The following is a 19,047-nucleotide window of genomic DNA, read 5'->3' as shown; positions in this document are numbered from 1 at the left end:
GAGTGTGTCAGAAGCTGTGCTCGGGCCCCGGGAACGAGCCGACACGCACCTCGCGCGCATACTCCGCGGCCGCGCGGCGCAGCTCGTCGCCCACCGCACCGAACCGCTTGACGAATTTCGCGGTGCGGCCGCTGGTGTAGCCCGCCATGTCCTGCCAGACGAGCACCTGGGCGTCGCAATCGGGACCTGCGCCGATGCCGACGGTGGGGATCATCAGCTTGCGGGTGACCTGGCCGGCCAGCTCGGCGGGAACCATCTCCATCACGACCGAGAACGCACCGGCCTCCTGGACCGCGACCGCATCGGCGACGAGGCGCTCCGAGGCGTCTCCTCGGCCCTGTACTCGGAATCCGCCGAGTCCGTTGACGCTCTGCGGGGTGAAGCCGATGTGCGCCATGACCGGGATTCCCGCGGCGGTGATCGCGGCGATCTGCTCGGCGACACGCTCGCCGCCCTCGAGCTTCACCGCGTGGGCCTGGCCCTCCTTCATGAACCGCACCGCCGTCTCCACGGCCTGCTGCGGGGAGGTCTCGTAGGTGCCGAACGGCAGGTCGGCGACGACGAGAGCGTTCGGTGCGCCCCGCACCACCCCGCGCACGAGCGGCATCAGCTCGTCGACGGTGACGGGAACCGTGGTGTCGTAGCCGTAGACGACATTGGCCGCGGAGTCGCCCACCAGCAGCACGGGGATGCCGGCGTCCTCGAAGATGCGGGCGCTGGAGTAGTCGTAGGCGGTGAGCATGGCCCACCGGTCACCGGACGCCTTCATGGCCTGCAGATGATGGACGCGGGTCTTCCGACCGGTCGGCGCGCCGTAGAGCGGGGTCTCGGCGGTGTCGGCGGTCGTGGGGGTCGTGGCGGTCTCGGTGGGGTCGGTGCCGGGTGCAGAAGTGGACACGTGGGTCCCTTTCGTCCTCGAGGCCCGCCGTGCGGGTCCCCGGGTGGGTGCTGACCAGGCAAGTCTGCCACCGACGGCACCGGTCGCCGCTGTGGTGTCCGTCACCTTCGGCGCGGTGTCGGCCGGGCGTGCCACCATCGCAGGCGTGGTCCATCCGCGCGGTCGTCGCCGCTTCTTCCCGTCGGTCACCCTCGTGTCGGTCGCCGTGGTGACGTCGGTCGCCGGGTGCGCCACCGCGAGCGGTCCCGCGCCGGGTGCCGTCGGCACGGAATCCGCCCCGACCGCCGCGCCGCTCGCCGCGGAGGTGTTGCCGGGCCCGGACGACCCCCGTCCCCGCACCCTCGCGGAGTACGAGGCCCAGCGCGTGGCCTGGGGTTCCTGCGATGGATTCGCGACGGACGGAACGGCGCTCGACACCGCACTCCAGTGCGGTCGGGTACTCGTTCCACTGGATCACGACGACCCGGCGGGTCCGCTCGCATCGCTGGCCCTGTCGCGCTCTCCCGCCACCGGACCGGTGATCGGGTCGATGCTCGTGAACCCGGGCGGACCGGGCGCATCCGGGCTCTCGACGGCCACGGTCGCTCGCGGAACCCCCGTGGCCGAGCGACTGGACGTCGTGGGATTCGACCCCCGCGGCATCGGTGCCTCGGTGCCCGCGGTGCGCTGCGACACCGCCGCGGAGTTCGATGCCGAGCGCGCCGACGACGACGTCGACACCTCGCCGGCCGGGATCGCCGAGACCGAATCGGAGAACCGCGACTACGCCCAGCGCTGCGCCGACCGCAACGACCCCGTCCTGCTCGCGCACATGAGCAGCGAGGACGTCGCCCGGGACATGGACGTGATCCGCGCCGCGCTGGGTGACCGCGCGCTGACCTATCTGGGGTTCTCGTACGGCACGCGGCTCGGGTACACCTACGCCGAGCTGTTTCCGGACCGGGTGCGGGCGATGGTGCTCGACGGCGCCCTCGACCCCGCCGCGGACGTCTCCGAGGAGACCGTCGCGCAGGCCGCCGGCTTCCAGACGGTGTTCGACGCGTTCGCCCGCGACTGCGCCACGCGGGCGGACTGCCCGCTCGGGACCACGCCGGCGGACGCCGTGACCCGTTTCCGCGCGCTGGTCGATCCACTGGTCGGGGCACCGGTGCCGGCGGGGAACGACAGGGCGTTGAGTTACGACGACGCCATCACCGGGGTTCAGCAGGCGCTCTACACCGAGCAGCTGTGGGAACCGCTCCGGCGCGGTCTCACCGAACTCGCCTCCGGCCGCGGCACCGTCCTGCTCGCGCTGGCCGACCTCTACAACGGCCGCCTACCCGACGGCAGCTACACCAACAGCAACGACGCGTTCACCGCCGTGCGGTGCGTCGACGACCCGCGCCTGACGGACCGCGCGGAGAACGGCGCGGTCGATCGCGAGTTCCGTGCCGCTGCGCCGTTCCTCGACGACGGCCGCGGCACGGGCGAGGCACCGCTGGACTCGTGTGCTTTCTGGCCGGTCCCGACGCGCGCCGACCCGGGGCCGCTGCAGATCACGGGACTGCCGCCCACCGTCGTCGTCTCCACCACCGCCGATCCGGCCACGCCCTACGAAGCGGGCGTGGCGCTCGCCGACCAACTCGGCGCTGCCCTGGTGACGTTCGAGGGAGACCAGCACACGGCGTCGTTCGACGGGGTGGCGTGCGTCGACGACGCGGTGACCGACTACCTCGTCGACCTCACCGTGCCGCCGGCCGGACTGCGCTGCCCGTGACGACTCGACGCGCCGAGCCCGATGTAACACGGATTTAATGCGGCGTGCCTAGCCTGACGGTCATGGATCGCCAAAAGGAATTCGTGCTACGCACGCTGGAGGAGCGCGACATTCGGTTCGTGCGGCTCTGGTTCACGGACGTGCTCGGATACCTCAAGTCGGTGGCGATCGCGCCTGCGGAACTCGAAGGCGCCTTCGAGGAGGGCATCGGCTTCGACGGCTCCGCCATCGAGGGCTTCTCCCGCGTGTCCGAGGCGGACACGGTGGCCAAGCCGGACCCCACGACGTTCCAGATCCTGCCGTGGACCACCAGCAAGGGCGAGCAGCACTCCGCCCGCATGTTCTGCGACATCGCCATGCCGGACGGCTCCCCGTCGTGGGCCGACTCGCGACACGTCCTGCGGCGCCAGCTGAGCAAGGCCGGCGATCTCGGATTCAGCTGCTACGTGCATCCGGAGATCGAGTTCTTCCTCTGCAGCGAGATGCCGGACGACGGGCGTCCGCCCACCCCGGCCGACAACGGCGGCTACTTCGACCAGGCCGTCCACGATTCCGCACCGAACTTCCGCCGCCACGCGATCGACGCCCTCGAGTCCATGGGCATCTCCGTGGAGTTCAGCCATCACGAGGCCGCACCCGGCCAGCAGGAGATCGACCTGCGGTACGCGGACGCGCTGTCGATGGCGGACAACGTGATGACCTTCCGGTACGTCGTCAAGGAGGTCGCGATCGAGGAGGGCGTGCGCGCGACGTTCATGCCCAAGCCGTTCAGCGATCAGGCCGGCTCGGCGATGCACACCCACATGAGCCTGTTCGAGGGCGAGACCAACGCCTTCCACAACCCGGACGATCCGATGCAGCTCTCGGACACCGGCAAGGCGTTCATCGCCGGCATCCTCGAGCACGCGAACGAGATCAGCGCCGTCACCAACCAGTGGGTCAACTCCTACAAGCGCCTCATCCACGGCGGAGAGGCTCCGACGGCGGCGTCGTGGGGCCCGTCCAACCGGTCCGCGCTCATCCGCGTGCCGATGTACACGCCGAACAAGGCGTCGTCGCGACGCGTCGAGATCCGCAGCCCCGATTCGGCCTGCAACCCGTACCTCACGTTCGCCGTGCTCCTGGCCGCCGGCCTGCGCGGGATCGAGCAGGGCTACGAGCTGCCGCCCGAGGCGGAGGAGGACGTCTGGTCGCTCACCTCCGCCGAACGGCGCGCCATGGGATACCGGGAGCTGCCGAGCAGTCTCAACGAGGCGTTGGCCGCGATGGAGAAGTCGGAACTGGTGGCCGAGACGCTGGGGGAGCACGTGTTCGACTACTTCCTGCGCAACAAGCGTCGAGAGTGGGAGTCCTACCGATCGCGCGTCACGCCGTTCGAGCTCGAGACCTACCTCGGACTGTGAGCCGACGCGCCGCCGACAGCGCGTCGCCCGATGCGGAAGTCCGTTCGACCCGAGAGAGTGCCCGATGACTCCACCGACCGGCCGATCCACTCTGCCCAGCCCGGGGCGACTGGGGCTGGTCGCGGGAACCGCGGCAGCCGACCTCGCTCGGCTGGGGTGGACCGGCGAAGCCGACGTGGACCTGTTGTGGTCGTTGTCGCGGTCGCCGGACGCGGACCTCGCGTTGCGCACGGTGGTGCGTCTCGCCGACGCCCTCGGTGACGACTGGTCCGAACTCGACGGCATCCTGCGCCGCGACACGGTGCTCCGGGGTCGCCTGTTCGCGCTGGTGGGCTCGTCGAGCGAGCTGGGCGATCACCTGGTGGGGCAACCCGAGAAGTGGCGACTGCTCGCCGACCACCGGACCGCGTTGCCGACGCTCGAGGAGGTGCGGTCCGACCTGCTCGGCGCCGTGGAGGCGACCCCCGAGACGGGGGAGTGCGCGTCCGACGGGCTCTTCCGCGCGGCCCTGACGGGACCGAAAGCCGTCCTCGCCCTGCGGACCACCTACCGCGACCACCTGATGATCCTCGCCGCCGCGGATCTCGCGGCAACGGTGGAGAACGAACCCGTCGTGCCCTACGAGACGGTCGCTCGCCACCTGTCCGACCTCGCCGACGCCGCGCTCACCGCGGCGCTGGCCGTGGCCGTCGCCACCACCTTCCCCGACGAGCCGTGCTCGGTACGGCTCGCGGTGATAGCCATGGGCAAATGCGGTGCGCGCGAACTGAACTACGTCTCCGACGTCGACGTCGTCTTCGTGGCCGAGCCGGCGACCACCGCCGCGACGCGGCTCGCGGGTGAGCTGATGCGCGTGGGGTCGTCGGCCTTCTTCGAGGTCGACGCGGCACTGCGGCCCGAAGGCAAACAGGGTGAGCTGGTTCGTACCCTCGATTCTCACGTGGCCTACTACCAGCGGTGGGCGAAGACCTGGGAGTTCCAGGCGTTGCTCAAGGCCCGCGCGATGACCGGCGACGCCGAGTTGGGTGCCGCGTACGTCGCCGCCGTGACGCCCCTGGTGTGGAACGCCAGTGAGCGCGAGGACTTCGTGCCCGAGGTGCAGGCCATGCGCCGCCGGGTCGAGGAGATGGTGCCGCCGGAACTGCGCGAGCGGGAGATCAAACTCGGACGCGGCAGCCTGCGCGACGTGGAGTTCGCCGTGCAGTTGCTGCAGATGGTGCACGGCCGCGGCGACGAGTCGCTGCACGTGCAGAGCACCGTCTCCGCCCTCTCCGCTCTGGCGGACGGTGGGTACGTCGGCCGCGACGACGCTGCCAATCTCACGGCGTCCTACGAGTTCCTCCGGCTGATCGAGCACCGGTTGCAACTGCAGAAACTGCAACGGACCCACACACTTCCGCCGTTCGACGACGACGAGGCGCTGCGCTGGCTGGCGCGCGCCGCGCACATGCGGCCCGACGGCAACCACGACGCGCTGGGTGTCCTGCGTCAGGAGATTCGCCGCAACGCCCAGCGCATCCGCCGGCTGCACGCGCGACTGTTCTACCGGCCGCTGCTCGAATCGGTCGCCCGGCTCGACAGCGACACGCTGCGCCTGAGCGCCGACTCGGCCAAGCGGCAGCTTTCCGCCCTCGGCTACTCGGCGCCGCAGAACGCACTCGGACATCTCACCGCCCTGGTGGGCATGGGTGCGCGCAAGGGCCGTATCCAGTCGATGCTGCTGCCGACGCTGCTCGAATGGCTCGGGGACACGCCGGATCCCGACGCCGGCCTGCTCGCCTATCGGCGTCTGTGCGAGGAGGTCGCGGAGCAGTCCTGGTTCCTGCGTCTCGTCCGTGACGAGGGCCCGGTGGCGCAGCGGCTGATGCGTGTCCTCGGCTCCTCGGAATACCTGCGCAGCGTTCTGGTCAACGCCCCCGAGGTCATCCGCCTCTACGGCGACGGCGCCTCCGGACCGAAACTGCTCGACGTCGACCCCACCGAGACGTACGGCGCCATCCTCAAGTCGTCCGCACGATACGAGGACCCGGTGCGTGCCGTCGGTGCTGCCCGGTCGTTGCGCCGCTACGAGCTCGCCCGCGTCGCGTCCGCCGACATCCTCGGACTGCTCGACGTCCCCGAGGTGTGCCGGGCGCTGTCGTCGGTCTGGGCCGCGGTCATCAACGCCGCGCTCGACGCGGCCGTCCGCGCGTCCGTCGCCGACCGCGGCGAGCCCGCCCCGGCCACGATCGCCATCATCGGCATGGGCCGTCTCGGCGGTGGGGAACTGGGTTACGGGTCCGACGCCGACGTGCTGTTCGTGTGCGAGCCCGTGCCGGGTGCCGACGACTCCGAGGCCGTCAAGTGGGCCAACGCGATCGCCGACCGCGTCCGCACGCTGCTCGGCTCACCCAGCCAGGACCCGCCCCTGGAGGTGGACACCGGGCTGCGGCCGGAGGGCCGCCAGGGCCCCGTCGTGCGCACGCTGTCGGCGTACGAGGCGTACTACACCCAGTGGGCACAGCCGTGGGAGATCCAGGCCCTGCTGCGCGCCCACCAGGTGGCCGGGGATCACGACCTGGGGATCCGCTTCCTCCTCGTGGCCGATGCCGTCCGCTACCCGGAGGGCGGTGTGTCCGAGGAGGCCGTCCGCGAGATCCGCCGCATCAAGGCCCGCGTCGACGCGGAGCGGCTGCCCAAGGGAGCGGACCCCACCACCCACACCAAGCTCGGACGAGGCGGCCTGGCCGACGTCGAGTGGACCGTGCAGTTGCTGCAGCTCCGCCACGCCCACCGCGTTCCGGCGCTGCACAACACCTCGACCCTGCAGGCGTTGGACGCCATCGGCGCAGCCGAACTGATGAGCCCGGGCGACGTCGATCTGCTCCGCCAGGCGTGGCTGACCGCGACCAAGGCGCGCAACGCCCTGGTCCTGGTGCGCGGCAAACCCACCGACCAACTGCCCGCCCCCGGCAAGGTGCTCTCCGCCGTCGCGCAGGTCGCCGGCTGGCCCAACGGGGACGCGGGGTCCTTCCTGGACAACTACCTCCGCGTCACCCGGCGAGCGAAGAACGTCGTCGAGCGGGCGTTCGGGTCCTGACGAATCAGTCGGTACCCGCGGTCACGAACCCCTGCTGCACCATCCAGTCCCGCGCCACCTCGGCCGGCTCCCGGCCGTCCACGTCGACTTGCTTGTTGAGCTCGGTGATGGCGTCGTTGGTCAACGCCGCCGAGACGGGGGCGGTGATCTCGGCGATCTCCGGGTACCGGTCCGCCACCTCCTGGCGCATGGTGACCGTGGCGTTGTAGCGCGGGAAGAACGCCTTGTCGTCCTCGACCACCGCGAGGTTCAGGCCCTTGATGCGGCCGTCGGTGGTGAAGACCTCGCCGAACTTGCACTGCGAGCCCTCGGCGGTCGCCTGGTAGATCACGCCGGTCTGCAGGATCTGCCGCGGCACGGCGTTGGCATCGAACCCGTACGTCGCGGCGAGGCCGGGGAACCCGTCCTGGCGCGAGTTGAACTCCGTCTCCACGCACACCGACGCGGCCGCGGGGTCGGAGTTCGCGAGCGCGGCGTAGTCGGACAGGGTCTTCACGCCCGTCGCCTCCGCGGTCTGCTGGTTCATCGCGAGTGCGTAGGTGTTGTCCATCGGCGCGGGATTGACCCAGACGATGCCGTTCTCCTTGTCGGCGTCGCGCACCGCGTCGTACTGCTCGGTGGCGTCGGCGATCGGAGTCTCGTTGCCCAGATAGTTGATCCATCCCGTGCCCGTGTACTCGTAGGCCAGGTCGACCTGGCCGCTGATCATGGCCTGCCGCGTGCTGTTGGACCCCGAGATGTTGGTCAGGTCGCGGACGTTCGCCCCCGCCGCCTCGAGCGCGAACTCGAGGATGTAGCCGAGCACGATCTGCTCGGTGAAGTCCTTCGACCCCACCGTCAGCTCGGCACCCTCGAGTCCGGGTTGCGCGGTGATGCTGCCCGGCCCCACGTCGAGCGGAACCGCGCTGCCGGACTGCAACCCGCAGCCGGCGAGGAGGAGGGAGGAGGCGCCGAGCGCCGCGAACAACCGTGTGGTGCGGCGCATCTAGCGAAGTCCCTTCGGTCCGAGATAGGCCTCGGCCAGCGCGCCGAGCCAGTCGACGAGCAGGGCGAGCGCGACGGCCAGGACGGCACCGACGACGAGGATGAGCGGCTGGTTGAGCTTGTACCCGGTGTCGATGAGGACACCCAGACCACCGGCGCCGACCAGGAAGCTCAGCGTGGCGGTACCGACGGCGAGCACGAGCGAGGTGCGCAGGCCCGCCAGGATGTACGGCACGGCGAGCGGGAACTCGATGCGGCGCAACACCCCTCCGCTGGACATGCCCTGCCCGCGGGCGGCGTCGATGTAGCTGGGATCGACCTGCTGGAACCCCAGCATCGTGTTCCGCAGGACCGGCAGGAGCGAATAGAAGGCGATGGGCAGCACGCCGATCCAGAAGCCGGTGGTGCTGGTCAGCAGGAAGAGCAGCACCAGCAGACCGACCGCCGGAGCCGCCTGCCCGATGTTCGCGATCCCGATGAAGATCGGCGCGAGTCTGCGGTACCCGTTGCGAGTCAACAGGATTCCCAACGGGACGGCCACCAGGACCACGAGGGCGGTCACCACGAAGGTGATGAGGACGTGCTGCAGCACCGTCTCGGAGATCGTGCCGATGTTGATGGTTTCCGCCTGGGTGGCCGTCAGATCTCGGGTGAGGGCGTAGATCAGCAGGACGGCGACCATCACGACCACGATCAGCGGCTGGATCAGCAGGCGGATTCGTTCCGCGCGCCGCACGGCGCGGGCCGCGGACTCCGCGTCGGCGGCCGGGTCGACGTCACCGCCGAGGGCAGGCGCCTCCGACGCGGTGGTCACGAGGACGCTCCCGCCGCGGCCGGCGACGCGGCCGGATCCTGATCGACGTGGTCGTCGGCGTGCGCCGAGCGGATGGTCTTGATGGTGTCGATCAACTGCTCGATGGTGATGGTGCCGACGTACTCGCCGCGGTTTCCGGTCACGGTGGCCGTCGCATTGCCCTCGGCGAGAAGGGCTTCGAGCGCGTCCTGGAGCGTCGACTGCGTCGAGACCAACTCGCCGATGGGGACGCCGACGTCGCGCAGGCTGCCCACACCGGTGAGGTGGCGACGGTCGGTCCACCGCACCGGGCGACGCCGCTCGTCGAGAATCAGGCCCCAGGCCTGCGGGTCGGAACCGAGGGCGGCGTTCATGGATTCGACGGGCTCGTTCTCGCCGAATGCGGGCACGTCGGACAGTTCGATGTCGCGCACGCGCATCAGGGTGAGCTGCTTGAGCGCGGCGCCGGCGCCGACGAAGCCGGCCACGGTGTCGTCGGCGGGGTTGGCGAGGACGGCCTCCGGTGTGTCGTATTGGAGGATCCGAGACTGGTTGCCCAGCACGGCAATACGATCACCGAGTTTGACCGCCTCGTCGAAGTCGTGGGTGACGAAGACGATGGTCTTGCCGAGTTCCGACTGTAGGCGCATGAGTTCGTCCTGCAGCAGACCACGAGTGATGGGGTCGACGGCTCCGAAGGGCTCGTCCATGAGCAGCACCGGAGGATCGGCGGCGAGGGCCCGTGCCACGCCGACGCGTTGCTGCTGACCACCGGAGAGCTGCCGCGGGTAGCGGCCGCGGTACTGGGCCGGGTCGAGACCGACGAGGTCGAGCATCTCGTCGGTGCGGCTCTCGATCTTCTTCTTGTCCCACCCGATGAGCCCCGGCACGATGCCGACGTTCTGCGCGATGGTCATGTGCGGGAACAGTCCCGCCTGCTGGATGGAGTACCCGATGGTGCGCCGGAGCTCGTTGGGATCGATCGACAGCGCGTCCTTGCCGCCGATGGTGATGCGACCCGACGTCGGCTCGATCAGGCGGTTGATCATCCGCATGGTAGTGGTCTTGCCGCAGCCCGACGGGCCCACCAGGACGACCACCTCGCCGGCCGGAATGGTCATCGACACGTGGTCGACGGCGGCGTTCTTCTGGCCCGGGTAGGACTTGGTGACGTCCTCGAGCACGATCTCCGCGCCGGTGGTGGTGCGATTGCTGTCAGTCACGGATACCCCTCGAGGTGGTGAGCTTGCCGACGAGCACGTAGATGCCGTCGAGAATCAACGCCAGAACGACGATGAGAACGGTGCCGGTGAGGGCCTGGGGAACAGCGGTGGGGCTGCCGACGCGGGCGAGGCCGGAGAAGAGCAGGTTGCCCAGGCCCGGGCCCTTCGCGTACGCCGCGATGGCGAGGATGCCCATCGCCATCTGCGTACTGACGCGCATGCCGGTGAGAATGGACGGCCACGCGAGCGGAATCTCGATGCGACGCAGAACCGAGACGCGGCTCATGCCGATACCGCGGGCGGCGTCGCTGACGGCGGGATCGACCGCGGCGAGCCCCACCACCGTGTTGCGGATGATGGGGAGCAGGGAATAGAGCACCAACGCCGTCACCGTGGGACCGACACCGAGACCGAGAATCGGAATCAGCAGACCCAGCAGGGCGAAGGACGGAATGGTCAGAACGGTGCTGGCGAGTGCGGTCGCCACGGCGGAACCCGCAGGACTGCGATACACCAGGATGCCGATGACGACGCCGAGCAGAGTGGCGATGAGCACGCACTGCACGACGGCGGAGACGTGCAGGTAGGAATCGATCGCGAGCTGCTTGCGCCGCCCGACCACGAAGTCCCAGAGGGCATCCATCAGGCGCAGATCCTTTGTTCGGGAACAGTGGGGCGCAGCGGCACGTGTGCACTGCGCCGTCCGGATCTGCGGGTGGATCGGCACCCACGCCCATCGGGACGTTTCCACTTCTACCCCGATCGATGCCGAGACAAACGGAAACGGCGATATCGGCGACCGGATCGAGACCACCCGGGGAACGCCGAACGCCCGGCCGGAAGGATCCGGGCCGGGCGTTCGAGGTGTGATCGAGTGATCAGCAGTCGTAGTACAGCTGGAACTCGTAGGGGTGCGGACGGAGGTTCACCGGGGCGATCTCCGACTCGCGCTTGAGCGAGATCCAGGTCTCGATCAGGTCGGTGGTGAACACGCCACCGGCCGTCAGGTACTCGTGATCCTGCTCGAGGCGGTCGATCACGGCCGGCAACGAGGTGGGAGCCTGCGGGATGTTCTTGGCCTCCTCCGGCGGGAGCTCGTAGAGGTCCTTGTCCACCGGAGCGAGCGGCTCGATCTTGTTCTTGATGCCGTCGAGACCGGCCATCATCTGCGCGGCGAACGACAGGTACGGGTTGCCGGACGCATCGGGGGCGCGGAACTCGAGGCGCTTGGCCTTCGGGTTGTTGCCCGTCGTCGGGATGCGCACCGCGGCGGAGCGGTTACGGCCCGAGTACACCAGGTTGATGGGGGCCTCGTAGCCCGGCACCAGACGGTGGTACGAGTTGATCGTCGGGTTGGTGAACGCCAGCAGCGACGGGGCGTGGTGCAGGATGCCGCCGATGTAGTGACGAGCCAGGTCCGACAGACCCGCGTAGCCCTTCTCGTCGTAGAAGAGCGGCTTGCCGTCCTTCCAGAGCGACTGGTGCACGTGCATGCCGGAGCCGTTGTCGCCGAAGAGGGGCTTGGGCATGAAGGTGGCCGACTTGCCGTGCTGCCACGCGGTGTTCTTGACGATGTACTTGAACAGCTGCAGATCGTCGGCCGCACGCAGCATCGTGTTGAACTTGTAGTTGATCTCCTGCTGGCCGCCGGTGCCCACCTCGTGGTGGCCGCGCTCGAGCTCGAAGCCCGCGTTCTGCAAGTTGGTGGAGATCGCGTCGCGCAGGTCGACGTAGTGGTCGTACGGAGCGACCGGGAAGTACCCGCCCTTGGGGCGAACCTTGTACCCCAGGTTGGGGGAGCCGTCGATCTCGGCCTCGGCGCCGGTGTTCCAGGCGCCGGAGCTCGAATCGAGCTCGTAGAACGCGCCGTTCATCTGCGAGTCGTAGCGCACCGAGTCGAAGATGTAGAACTCCGCCTCGGGACCGAAGTACGCGGTGTCGGCGATGCCCGTCGAGACCAGGTACTCCTCGGCCTTGCGTGCGACGTTGCGGGGGTCGCGGCTGTAGGACTCACGCGTGTACGGATCGTGGACGAAGAAGTCCATGTTCAGCGTCTTCGCGCGACGGAACGGGTCGATCTGCACCGTGCCGTAGTCGGGAAGCAGCATCATGTCCGACTCGTGGATCGACTGGAAGCCGCGGACCGACGAACCGTCGAAGGCGAGGCCGTCCTCGAGGGTGTCCTTGGTGAACGCCTTCGCTGCGATCGAGAAGTGCTGCTGAATGCCCGGGAGGTCCGTGAAGCGGATGTCGACGTATTCGATGTCCTCGTCCGCGATGTACTTGATGACCTCTTCGGCCGTGGTGAAAGCCACGCTTGTGCTCCTTCTGTGTCGAGTGCCGATCCGCGACGATCCGTCACCGGATGCGCGGCAGCTCCGTCGAGGCACGACGGTAGGGAAGCGGTGTTGCCTGACCGTCAAGCCCGTGTTTCGTCGGTGTTACGGCCGAGGTGGCCACGGAGCACCACCTATCCTGGAGCAATGGCTCACCACGTGTACACCGGCAGTGTCCGCTGATGGCGCGCGCGACAGGATCGTGGCTGTCCGGCCCGGCGGCCGCACACCCCGGCGGCGACCACGACAAGCAGGCCTACCAGGGCGAGTACCTCGGGCTCCCGAAGACCGGTCGCGGCTCGCTCGCCGCCACCCCGCGCCGGGTCGCGGCGCTGACGATCGACTGGCTGATGTCGATGGGCGTGTCCGCGCTGTTCCTCGGCGCCGCACTCGACGGCGGCTACCTGTCCACGGCGACGCTGGGTGTCTGGTTCGTCCTCGGCGTGGTGGGTGTCGGCCTGTTCTCGTTCACGCCCGGCCAGCTGATCATGGGTATCCAGGTCGCGAGAATCGACGGGCCCGCCCGCGTGGGCTTCGTTCGTGCCCTGGTGCGTCAGGTGTTCCTCACCACGGTCGTGCCGGCGGTCATCTCCGACATCGACAGCCGCGGCATGCACGACCGCGCCACGGGAACGGCGCTGCTGGTCGCCCGCTGAGCGGGAACCGGCAGCGCCGTCGTCGAGTGCGGGAACCGGGTCGTATCCCGCCGGGCCGGGTCAGCGGCGCTTGATGGTGCGCTGCATGCCCTTCATCTTGGCGCCGCCGGGAATCGGACCCTTCGGCAACGGCGGGCCCGAGCGGGTGCCCAACGCGGCGAGTCGGCCCTCGATGGTGTCCATGCGCTTGGCGTCGATGTTGCGAGGCAGCTTGGTCAGGAACTTCTGCAGGCCCGACAGCGGCACCTGGCCGTCGCCGTTGCCCACGACCACGTCGTAGATCGGGGTGTCGCCGACCAAGCGGGCGATCTTCTTCTTCTCCTGTGCCAGCAGGGATTTGACGCGGGTGGGCGATCCCTCGGCGACGAGCACGATGCCGGGCCGCCCGATGACACGGTGCACGGCGTCGAGCTGCGCGGTCCCGGCGACGGCCGTCTTCACGCGCCAGTTGCCGCGCAGGTTGTCGAGCGCCCACGCCGCGGCGCCGGCCTGCCCGTCCGCCTTGCCGTAGACGGACTTCTGCACCCGACGGCCGAAGATGACGAAGGCGACCAGGACGCCGATGAGCAGACCGAACGGCAGCAGCAACCACTCGATGCCGAAGACCAGGCCGATCAGGAAGAACAGCACCGTCATGCCGACGACGGACCCGATCATCAGCGGCAGGAGGAGCTTGTCCTCCTTGCGCTGCATCTGGAACGCCTGCCACAGCTGAGCGCGCCGCTCCTTGGAGGCCTGCTTGCGTGCGGCTTTGGCGGCGGCCTTGGCTTCCTTGGTGGGTTTACCGGAGCCGGATCTGCCGGTCTTCGTCGATGCCATGACGTCCAGGATAGGCCCCGACGGCCGGGGAACCGAACGGCCCGCCACCCGCGGGAGCGGGGGCGGGCCGGGGGACGAATCGGGCGGCCGGCCGTCACCGAGCGGCGAGACGCTCCATCAACGAACTGGCCTCCTGCGACGCGGAGCCGGCCTCGCCGAGGTGCGCCATGTTCTCCGCGATGGGACGGCCGTGATGAGCCATCGCCTGGGCGTAGAGGCGACCGGCGCGGTACGACGAGCGCACCAGCGGTCCGGCCATCACGCCGGCGTAGCCCATGGCCTCGGCGGCGGCGGAGTGCTCGACGAATTCCTCCGGCTTGACCCACCGCTCGACGGGGTGGTGCCGCGGCGACGGCCGCAGGTACTGGGTGATGGTGAGGATGTCGCAACCGGCGTCGTGCAGGTCCTGCATCGCCTGCGTGACCTCCTCGGGGGTCTCGCCCATGCCCAGGATGAGGTTGGACTTGGTGACCAGGCCGGCGTCGCGCGCCGCGGTGATGACGTCGAGGCTGCGCTGATACCGGAACGCGGGGCGGATGCGCTTGAAGATGCGGGGGACCGTCTCGACGTTGTGCGCGAGCACCTCCGGCTGCGACGAGAAGACCTCGGCGAGCTGGTCGGGGTCGGCGTTGAAGTCGGGGATCAGCAGCTCGACTCCGGTGTTGGGATTGAGCCGCTTGATCTCCCGGACGGTCTCCGCGTAGAGCCAGGCGCCGCCGTCCTCGAGATCGTCACGCGCCACCCCGGTGATCGTGGAGTAGCGCAGACCCATCGCCTGCACCGACTCGGCGACCCGTCGCGGCTCGTCGCGGTCCAGATCGGCCGGCTTGCCGGTGTCGATCTGGCAGAAGTCGCACCGCCGGGTGCACTGCTCACCGCCGATGAGGAACGTGGCCTCGCGGTCCTCCCAGCACTCGTAGATGTTGGGGCACCCCGCCTCCTCGCACACCGTGTGCAGTCCCTCGCGCTTCACGAGGCCCTTGAGTTCGGTGTACTCGGGGCCCATCTTGGCGCGGGTCTTGATCCACGACGGCTTGCGTTCGATCGGGGTCTCCGCGTTTCGGATCTCGAGGCGGAGAAGTTTGCGTCCGTTCGGGGCGTGTGCGGGGTTCTCGGGTGCGACGGTCACCGGGCCGATCCTACGCCCGACCGAACCGCCGGGTTCGCGCTCGGGGTCCCGCCGCGACCGGCCGACGAGTCAGCGGAAGACGGTGGTGGTGAACTGCGGTGCCGCAGGCGCATTCTCCGCGGACGGGGTGCGGTCGAGTTCCCGATCGGTCACCTCGAGGCGGCCGTCGAGGGCGTCGACGATCCACCGCGTGACGTCGGGCGTGACGTCCTCGACGGTGACGGATCGTCCGAGTTCCGCCGTCAGCGTCGTCACCCCCGCGTCCGCGATGCCGCACGGCACGATGGCGCCGAAGCCGTCGAGGCTCGCATCGCAGTTGAGGGAGAAGCCGTGCAGGGCGACGCCGCGCTGCACGCGCACGCCGATCGCGGCGACCTTGCGTTCGGGCTGCCACACGCCGTGAACGGGGCCGGCCGCGAGCCAGACACCGGATCGTCCCTCGACCCGGCCGGTCGTCAGCCCCAGCTCGCCGCAGAAGGAGATCAGCGCTTCCTCGATCAGGCGCACGTACCGGACCACGTCGACCGGCTCCGCGAGACGGACGATGGGGTAGCCGACCAGCTGGCCGGGGCCGTGCCAGGTGATCTTGCCGCCACGGTCGACGTCGATGACCGGCGTGCCGTCGGCGGGGCGATCCTCCGGCGCGGTCCGGCGGCCGGCCGTGAACACCGCCGGATGCTCGAGGAGCAGCAACTCGTCCTGCCCGAGTCCCTGCGCTCGGCGATCGGCCACCCGACGCTGCAATTCCCACGCCTCGACGTAGTCGACGGTGCCGAGACGGCGGACGTCGACGGGCGTGGACTCCAGACGGATCGGGCGGCTCATCGGTCGGATTCTACGCCCGCGCCGGGCACCGGAGATCAGCCGACGGTGTCGGCGAGCGCCTCGCCGATGGTGTTGTGCTCGAACGTGAAGCCGTGCTTCTCGAGCACCGCGGGAATGGCGCGCGGATTGGCCAGGATGGCTTCGTTCGCGAACTCCCCGATGAGGGCGCTGATGGCGAAACCGGGCACCACCCAGGGTGCGGGACGGTGGGCAGCGCGGCCCATCGCGCTGTTGAACTGCGCGTTGGTGACCGGCGCGGGACCCTGCAGATTCACCGGCCCGCGGATCTCGGTGTTCTCGACGGCGAACACGATGGCCCGCACCTCGTCGGTCAGCGAGATCCACGGGAAGTACTGCCGGCCGCTGCCGAGGCGACCACCGAGACCGAGCTTGTAGAGCGGGCGGAGCTTGCCCATCATCCCGCCGTGGCGGGACAGCACGGCCGCGCTGCGCAACAGGACCACCCGGACGCCGTTCTCGGCGGCGTACGACGTCGCCCCCTCCCAGTCCCGGCACACCTCGGCAAGGAAGCCGGAGCCGGCCGGAGCGGTCTCGTCGACCACGCGGTCACCGGTGTCCCCGTAGAAGTTGATGCCGCTGGCGTTGATCAGCGCCGGCACTCCCGCCGCCACGACGGCGCGCGCGAGCAGTTCCGTCGGCTCGATGCGGCTGTCCCGGATGGCCTGCTTGTACGCACCCGTCCACCGCTTGTCGCCGATGCCGACGCCGCACAGGTTGACGACGGCGTCCGCGCCGGACAACGCCGACTCGTCCAGCCGGCCCTCCGCCGGGTTCCAGGTGATCTCGTCGGGGCCGGCGGCCGGACGCCGCACCAACCGATCGACGTCGTGCCCCGCCCGGCGCAACGACGCGACGAGAGCAGTTCCGATCAAGCCGGACGAACCGGCGACGACGACACGCACGGTGACGGGCCTCCTGTGCTGGTGGAACGCGAATGGAGCCGGAACGCCACGAGGGGCATCCGCCTCGGCGGATGCCCCTCGTGCAGTCGAGCGTCGAAGCGGACCGCGTCGACCGCCGGGGGCTGTACCCGACGGTACCCACCCGGCCGAGCCGACGACGGTCCGGCGACTACAGGCCCAGATCGGCCTCGAACGCACCGTCCTCGAGGCGCTGCTTGACGGTGGTCAGGAAGCGACCGGCGTCGGCACCGTCGACCAGGCGGTGGTCGTAGGTCATGGGCAGGTAGGCCATCGACCGGACACCGATGGACTCCGCGCCGGAGGCGTCGGTGACCACCACGGGACGCTTGACGATCGCACCCGTGCCCAGCATCGCCGCCTGCGGCGGCACCAGGATCGGGGTGTCGAACAGCGCGCCCTGGCTGCCGATGTTGGTGATGGTGAACGTGCCACCGGACAGCTCGTCGGGCTTGAGGCCGTTGGAGCGGGCGCGGTTGGCGATGTCGGCGATGGCGCGGGCCAGACCGGCCAGCGACAGGTCACCGGCGTTGTGGATGACCGGCGAGAGCAGACCCTGCTCGGTGTCCACGGCGATGCCGAGGTGCTCCGAGTCGTAGTAGGTGATCTGCTTCTTGTCCTCGTCGATGCTCGCGTTGACGTTCGGGTGCACCTTGAGCGCCTCGACGACGGCCTTGGCGAAGAACGGCAGGAACGTGAGGTTCACGCCCTCGCGGTCCTTGAAGCCGGCCTTGGCACGGGTGCGCAGCGCGGCGATGCGGGTCATGTCGACTTCGAACACCTGCGTCAGCTGAGCCGACGTCTGCAGGGACTCGCGGGTCTTCTTGGCCGTGATCTGCCGGATGCGGTTGATCTTCTGCGTGGTGCCGCGCAGGTGCGCGAGTTCCGGACGCACGCCCGCGGTGGACGGGGCCGACGAGGACGGGGCCTGATTCGCCGAGGCGGCGGGGGCCTGCTGCGCCGGAGCGGACTCCTGCGTCGCGGGAGCCTTCTTCGCCTCCGCAGCGGCGAGGACGTCCTGCTTGCGGATGCGGCCGCCGACACCGGTGCCGGTGACCGAGTTCAGGTCGACGTCGTTCTCCGCGGCGAGCTTGCGCACCAGCGGGGTGACGTACGGGCTGGACCCGGTGGAGGTGGACGAGGAGTCCGACGCGGGCTTCTCGCCGCCGCCGGAGCTGTTCTCGGACTTCGACTCCGACTTCGGCTCCGGGGTGTAGTGCTCACCGGCGGGCTCGGGGTCGGCCTGCTTCGACTTCTGCTCGGCCGGAGCGGCCTCCGCCTTCGGCTCCGCCTTGGGCTCGGCCTTCGGCTCCTCCTTGGGAGCCTCCTGCTTCGGCTCGGGCGCCTTCTCGGACTTGGCCGGCGCACCGGAGCCGATGACGGCGAGCTGTCCGCCGACCTCGACGGTGTCGTCCTCCTCGGCGGAGATCTCGAGGAGCGTGCCCGCGACGGGGGAGGGGATCTCGGTGTCGACCTTGTCGGTGGAGACCTCGAGCAGCGGCTCGTCGACGGCGACCTCGTCGCCCACGGCCTTGAGCCAGCGGGTGACGGTGCCCTCGGTGACCGACTCGCCGAGTTCCGGCATGGTGACCGGGGTGCCGTCGCCGGACCCGGAATCGGTGCTGCCGGAGTCGTCGGAGGAGGAGCTCGGTGCCGGAGCGTCGGCCTCGTCCTCACCCTCGACGGATGCCTTCTCGGCGGCGTCGGACGGGGCAGCGTTCGCCTCGTCGTCGCTGTCGTCGCTGTCGGTGGCGGAGTCGTCGTTGCCGGAATCGTCGTTGCTGCCGGCGTCGTCGGCCGAGTCGCCGATGACGGCGAGCTCACCACCGATCTCGACGGTGTCGTCCTCCTGCGCGACGATCTTGGTCAACACACCCGCGGCCGGAGAGGGAATCTCCGTGTCGACCTTGTCGGTGGAGACCTCGAGCAAGGGTTCGTCGACTTCGACCGTGTCCCCCTCCTGTTTCAGCCACCGTGTGACAGTTCCCTCGGTGACGCTTTCACCGAGAGCTGGCATCTGGACGGAGAAGGTCATGTCTGTTGACTCCTCGACAGTTGTTGTGCGGGTGTAACGGCTGGTGCCGACTCGTGGTCGCGTGCGGTGCGGCGCGTGCCCCGAGTCGGCTGCCGGAACGGGGGCCGTCGGATGAGTTGCCTCCACGACCCTCGACCCGCAGCGTGAGGTGGTTCACGCGCGTGCGGACC

15 protein-coding genes are annotated in these 19,047 nt (G+C 69.6%); 4 read left to right on the top strand and 11 right to left on the bottom strand.

What is annotated here, in order from left to right:
* Positions 1 to 7: 7 nt before the first annotated feature.
* Positions 8 to 898 carry a 3-methyl-2-oxobutanoate hydroxymethyltransferase gene (panB, locus tag RC2_RS11035; RefSeq protein ID WP_068146781.1) on the bottom strand — a complete coding sequence of 297 codons (891 nt, stop codon included), beginning with the start codon at positions 896 to 898 and terminating at the stop codon, positions 8 to 10.
* A gap of 193 nt (positions 899 to 1,091) precedes the next feature.
* Here panB and RC2_RS11030 point away from each other — a divergent pair, with 193 nt between their 5' ends.
* The 3 genes from RC2_RS11030 (at position 1,092) to RC2_RS11020 (ending at position 7,136) form a co-directional block, all read left to right on the top strand.
* On the top strand, positions 1,092 to 2,654 hold the full coding sequence (locus RC2_RS11030) for an alpha/beta hydrolase (protein ID WP_139277379.1): 1,563 nt from the start codon (positions 1,092 to 1,094) through the stop codon (positions 2,652 to 2,654).
* 62 nt (positions 2,655 to 2,716) lie between these two features.
* Complete coding sequence (gene glnA / locus RC2_RS11025) at positions 2,717 to 4,057, top strand: type I glutamate--ammonia ligase (RefSeq protein WP_068100336.1); 1,341 nt, start codon at positions 2,717 to 2,719, stop codon at positions 4,055 to 4,057.
* A gap of 64 nt (positions 4,058 to 4,121) precedes the next feature.
* Complete coding sequence (locus RC2_RS11020) at positions 4,122 to 7,136, top strand: bifunctional [glutamine synthetase] adenylyltransferase/[glutamine synthetase]-adenylyl-L-tyrosine phosphorylase (RefSeq protein WP_068146779.1); 3,015 nt, start codon at positions 4,122 to 4,124, stop codon at positions 7,134 to 7,136.
* Between the two features lie 4 nt (positions 7,137 to 7,140).
* On the opposite strand, the gene RC2_RS11015 is transcribed toward RC2_RS11020, so the two are convergent.
* From RC2_RS11015 to glnA (RC2_RS10995), 5 genes are all read right to left on the bottom strand, one after another.
* Positions 7,141 to 8,121, bottom strand: coding sequence for a glycine betaine ABC transporter substrate-binding protein (locus RC2_RS11015; protein WP_068146777.1), 981 nt, complete (start codon positions 8,119 to 8,121; stop codon positions 7,141 to 7,143).
* A complete protein-coding gene (locus RC2_RS11010) occupies positions 8,122 to 8,856 on the bottom strand; it encodes an ABC transporter permease (protein ID WP_068147166.1) in 735 nt (244 codons plus the stop codon). It abuts the gene before it with no gap.
* A 74-nt stretch (positions 8,857 to 8,930) separates the two neighbouring features.
* Positions 8,931 to 10,136, bottom strand: coding sequence for an ABC transporter ATP-binding protein (locus RC2_RS11005; RefSeq protein WP_068146774.1), 1,206 nt, complete (start codon positions 10,134 to 10,136; stop codon positions 8,931 to 8,933).
* Complete coding sequence (locus RC2_RS11000) at positions 10,129 to 10,779, bottom strand: ABC transporter permease (protein ID WP_068146770.1); 651 nt, start codon at positions 10,777 to 10,779, stop codon at positions 10,129 to 10,131. The genes RC2_RS11005 and RC2_RS11000 overlap by 8 nt, the downstream gene beginning before the upstream one ends.
* Positions 10,780 to 11,014: 235 nt before the next feature.
* Positions 11,015 to 12,451: a type I glutamate--ammonia ligase gene (gene glnA / locus RC2_RS10995; RefSeq protein ID WP_068100346.1), complete on the bottom strand. Its 1,437-nt coding sequence runs from the start codon at positions 12,449 to 12,451 to the stop codon at positions 11,015 to 11,017.
* A gap of 203 nt (positions 12,452 to 12,654) precedes the next feature.
* On the opposite strand from glnA (RC2_RS10995), the gene RC2_RS10990 reads away from it, so the two are divergent.
* Positions 12,655 to 13,128, top strand: a complete 474-nt coding sequence (locus RC2_RS10990; RefSeq protein WP_068146768.1) for an RDD family protein — start codon at positions 12,655 to 12,657, stop codon at positions 13,126 to 13,128.
* Positions 13,129 to 13,188: 60 nt separating this feature from the next.
* Here RC2_RS10990 and RC2_RS10985 read toward each other — a convergent pair whose 3' ends face one another.
* The 5 genes from RC2_RS10985 to sucB form a co-directional block, all read right to left on the bottom strand.
* On the bottom strand, positions 13,189 to 13,947 hold the full coding sequence (locus tag RC2_RS10985) for a DUF4191 domain-containing protein (protein ID WP_068146765.1): 759 nt from the start codon (positions 13,945 to 13,947) through the stop codon (positions 13,189 to 13,191).
* Positions 13,948 to 14,041: 94 nt separating this feature from the next.
* The gene (gene lipA / locus RC2_RS10980) at positions 14,042 to 15,076 is read right to left on the bottom strand and encodes a lipoyl synthase (protein WP_068146762.1); all 1,035 of its coding nucleotides are present in this window, start codon (positions 15,074 to 15,076) and stop codon (positions 14,042 to 14,044) included.
* 69 nt (positions 15,077 to 15,145) lie between these two features.
* Positions 15,146 to 15,901: a lipoyl(octanoyl) transferase LipB gene (gene lipB, locus RC2_RS10975; RefSeq protein WP_068146760.1), complete on the bottom strand. Its 756-nt coding sequence runs from the start codon at positions 15,899 to 15,901 to the stop codon at positions 15,146 to 15,148.
* Between the two features lie 35 nt (positions 15,902 to 15,936).
* Entirely contained in the window at positions 15,937 to 16,824 is an 888-nt protein-coding gene (locus tag RC2_RS10970) for a TIGR01777 family oxidoreductase (protein WP_068146759.1), read from the bottom strand.
* A gap of 169 nt (positions 16,825 to 16,993) precedes the next feature.
* Positions 16,994 to 18,877 carry a 2-oxoglutarate dehydrogenase, E2 component, dihydrolipoamide succinyltransferase gene (sucB, locus tag RC2_RS10965; RefSeq protein WP_068146757.1) on the bottom strand — a complete coding sequence of 628 codons (1,884 nt, stop codon included), beginning with the start codon at positions 18,875 to 18,877 and terminating at the stop codon, positions 16,994 to 16,996.
* Between the last annotated feature and the right edge of the window lie 170 nt (positions 18,878 to 19,047).

The sequence above is a fragment of the Rhodococcoides corynebacterioides NBRC 14404 genome (genome assembly GCF_001894765.1).
Taxonomy (GTDB): Bacteria; Actinomycetota; Actinomycetes; order Mycobacteriales; family Mycobacteriaceae; genus Rhodococcoides; species Rhodococcoides corynebacterioides.
This window is presented reverse-complemented; position numbering and strand designations above follow the sequence as displayed.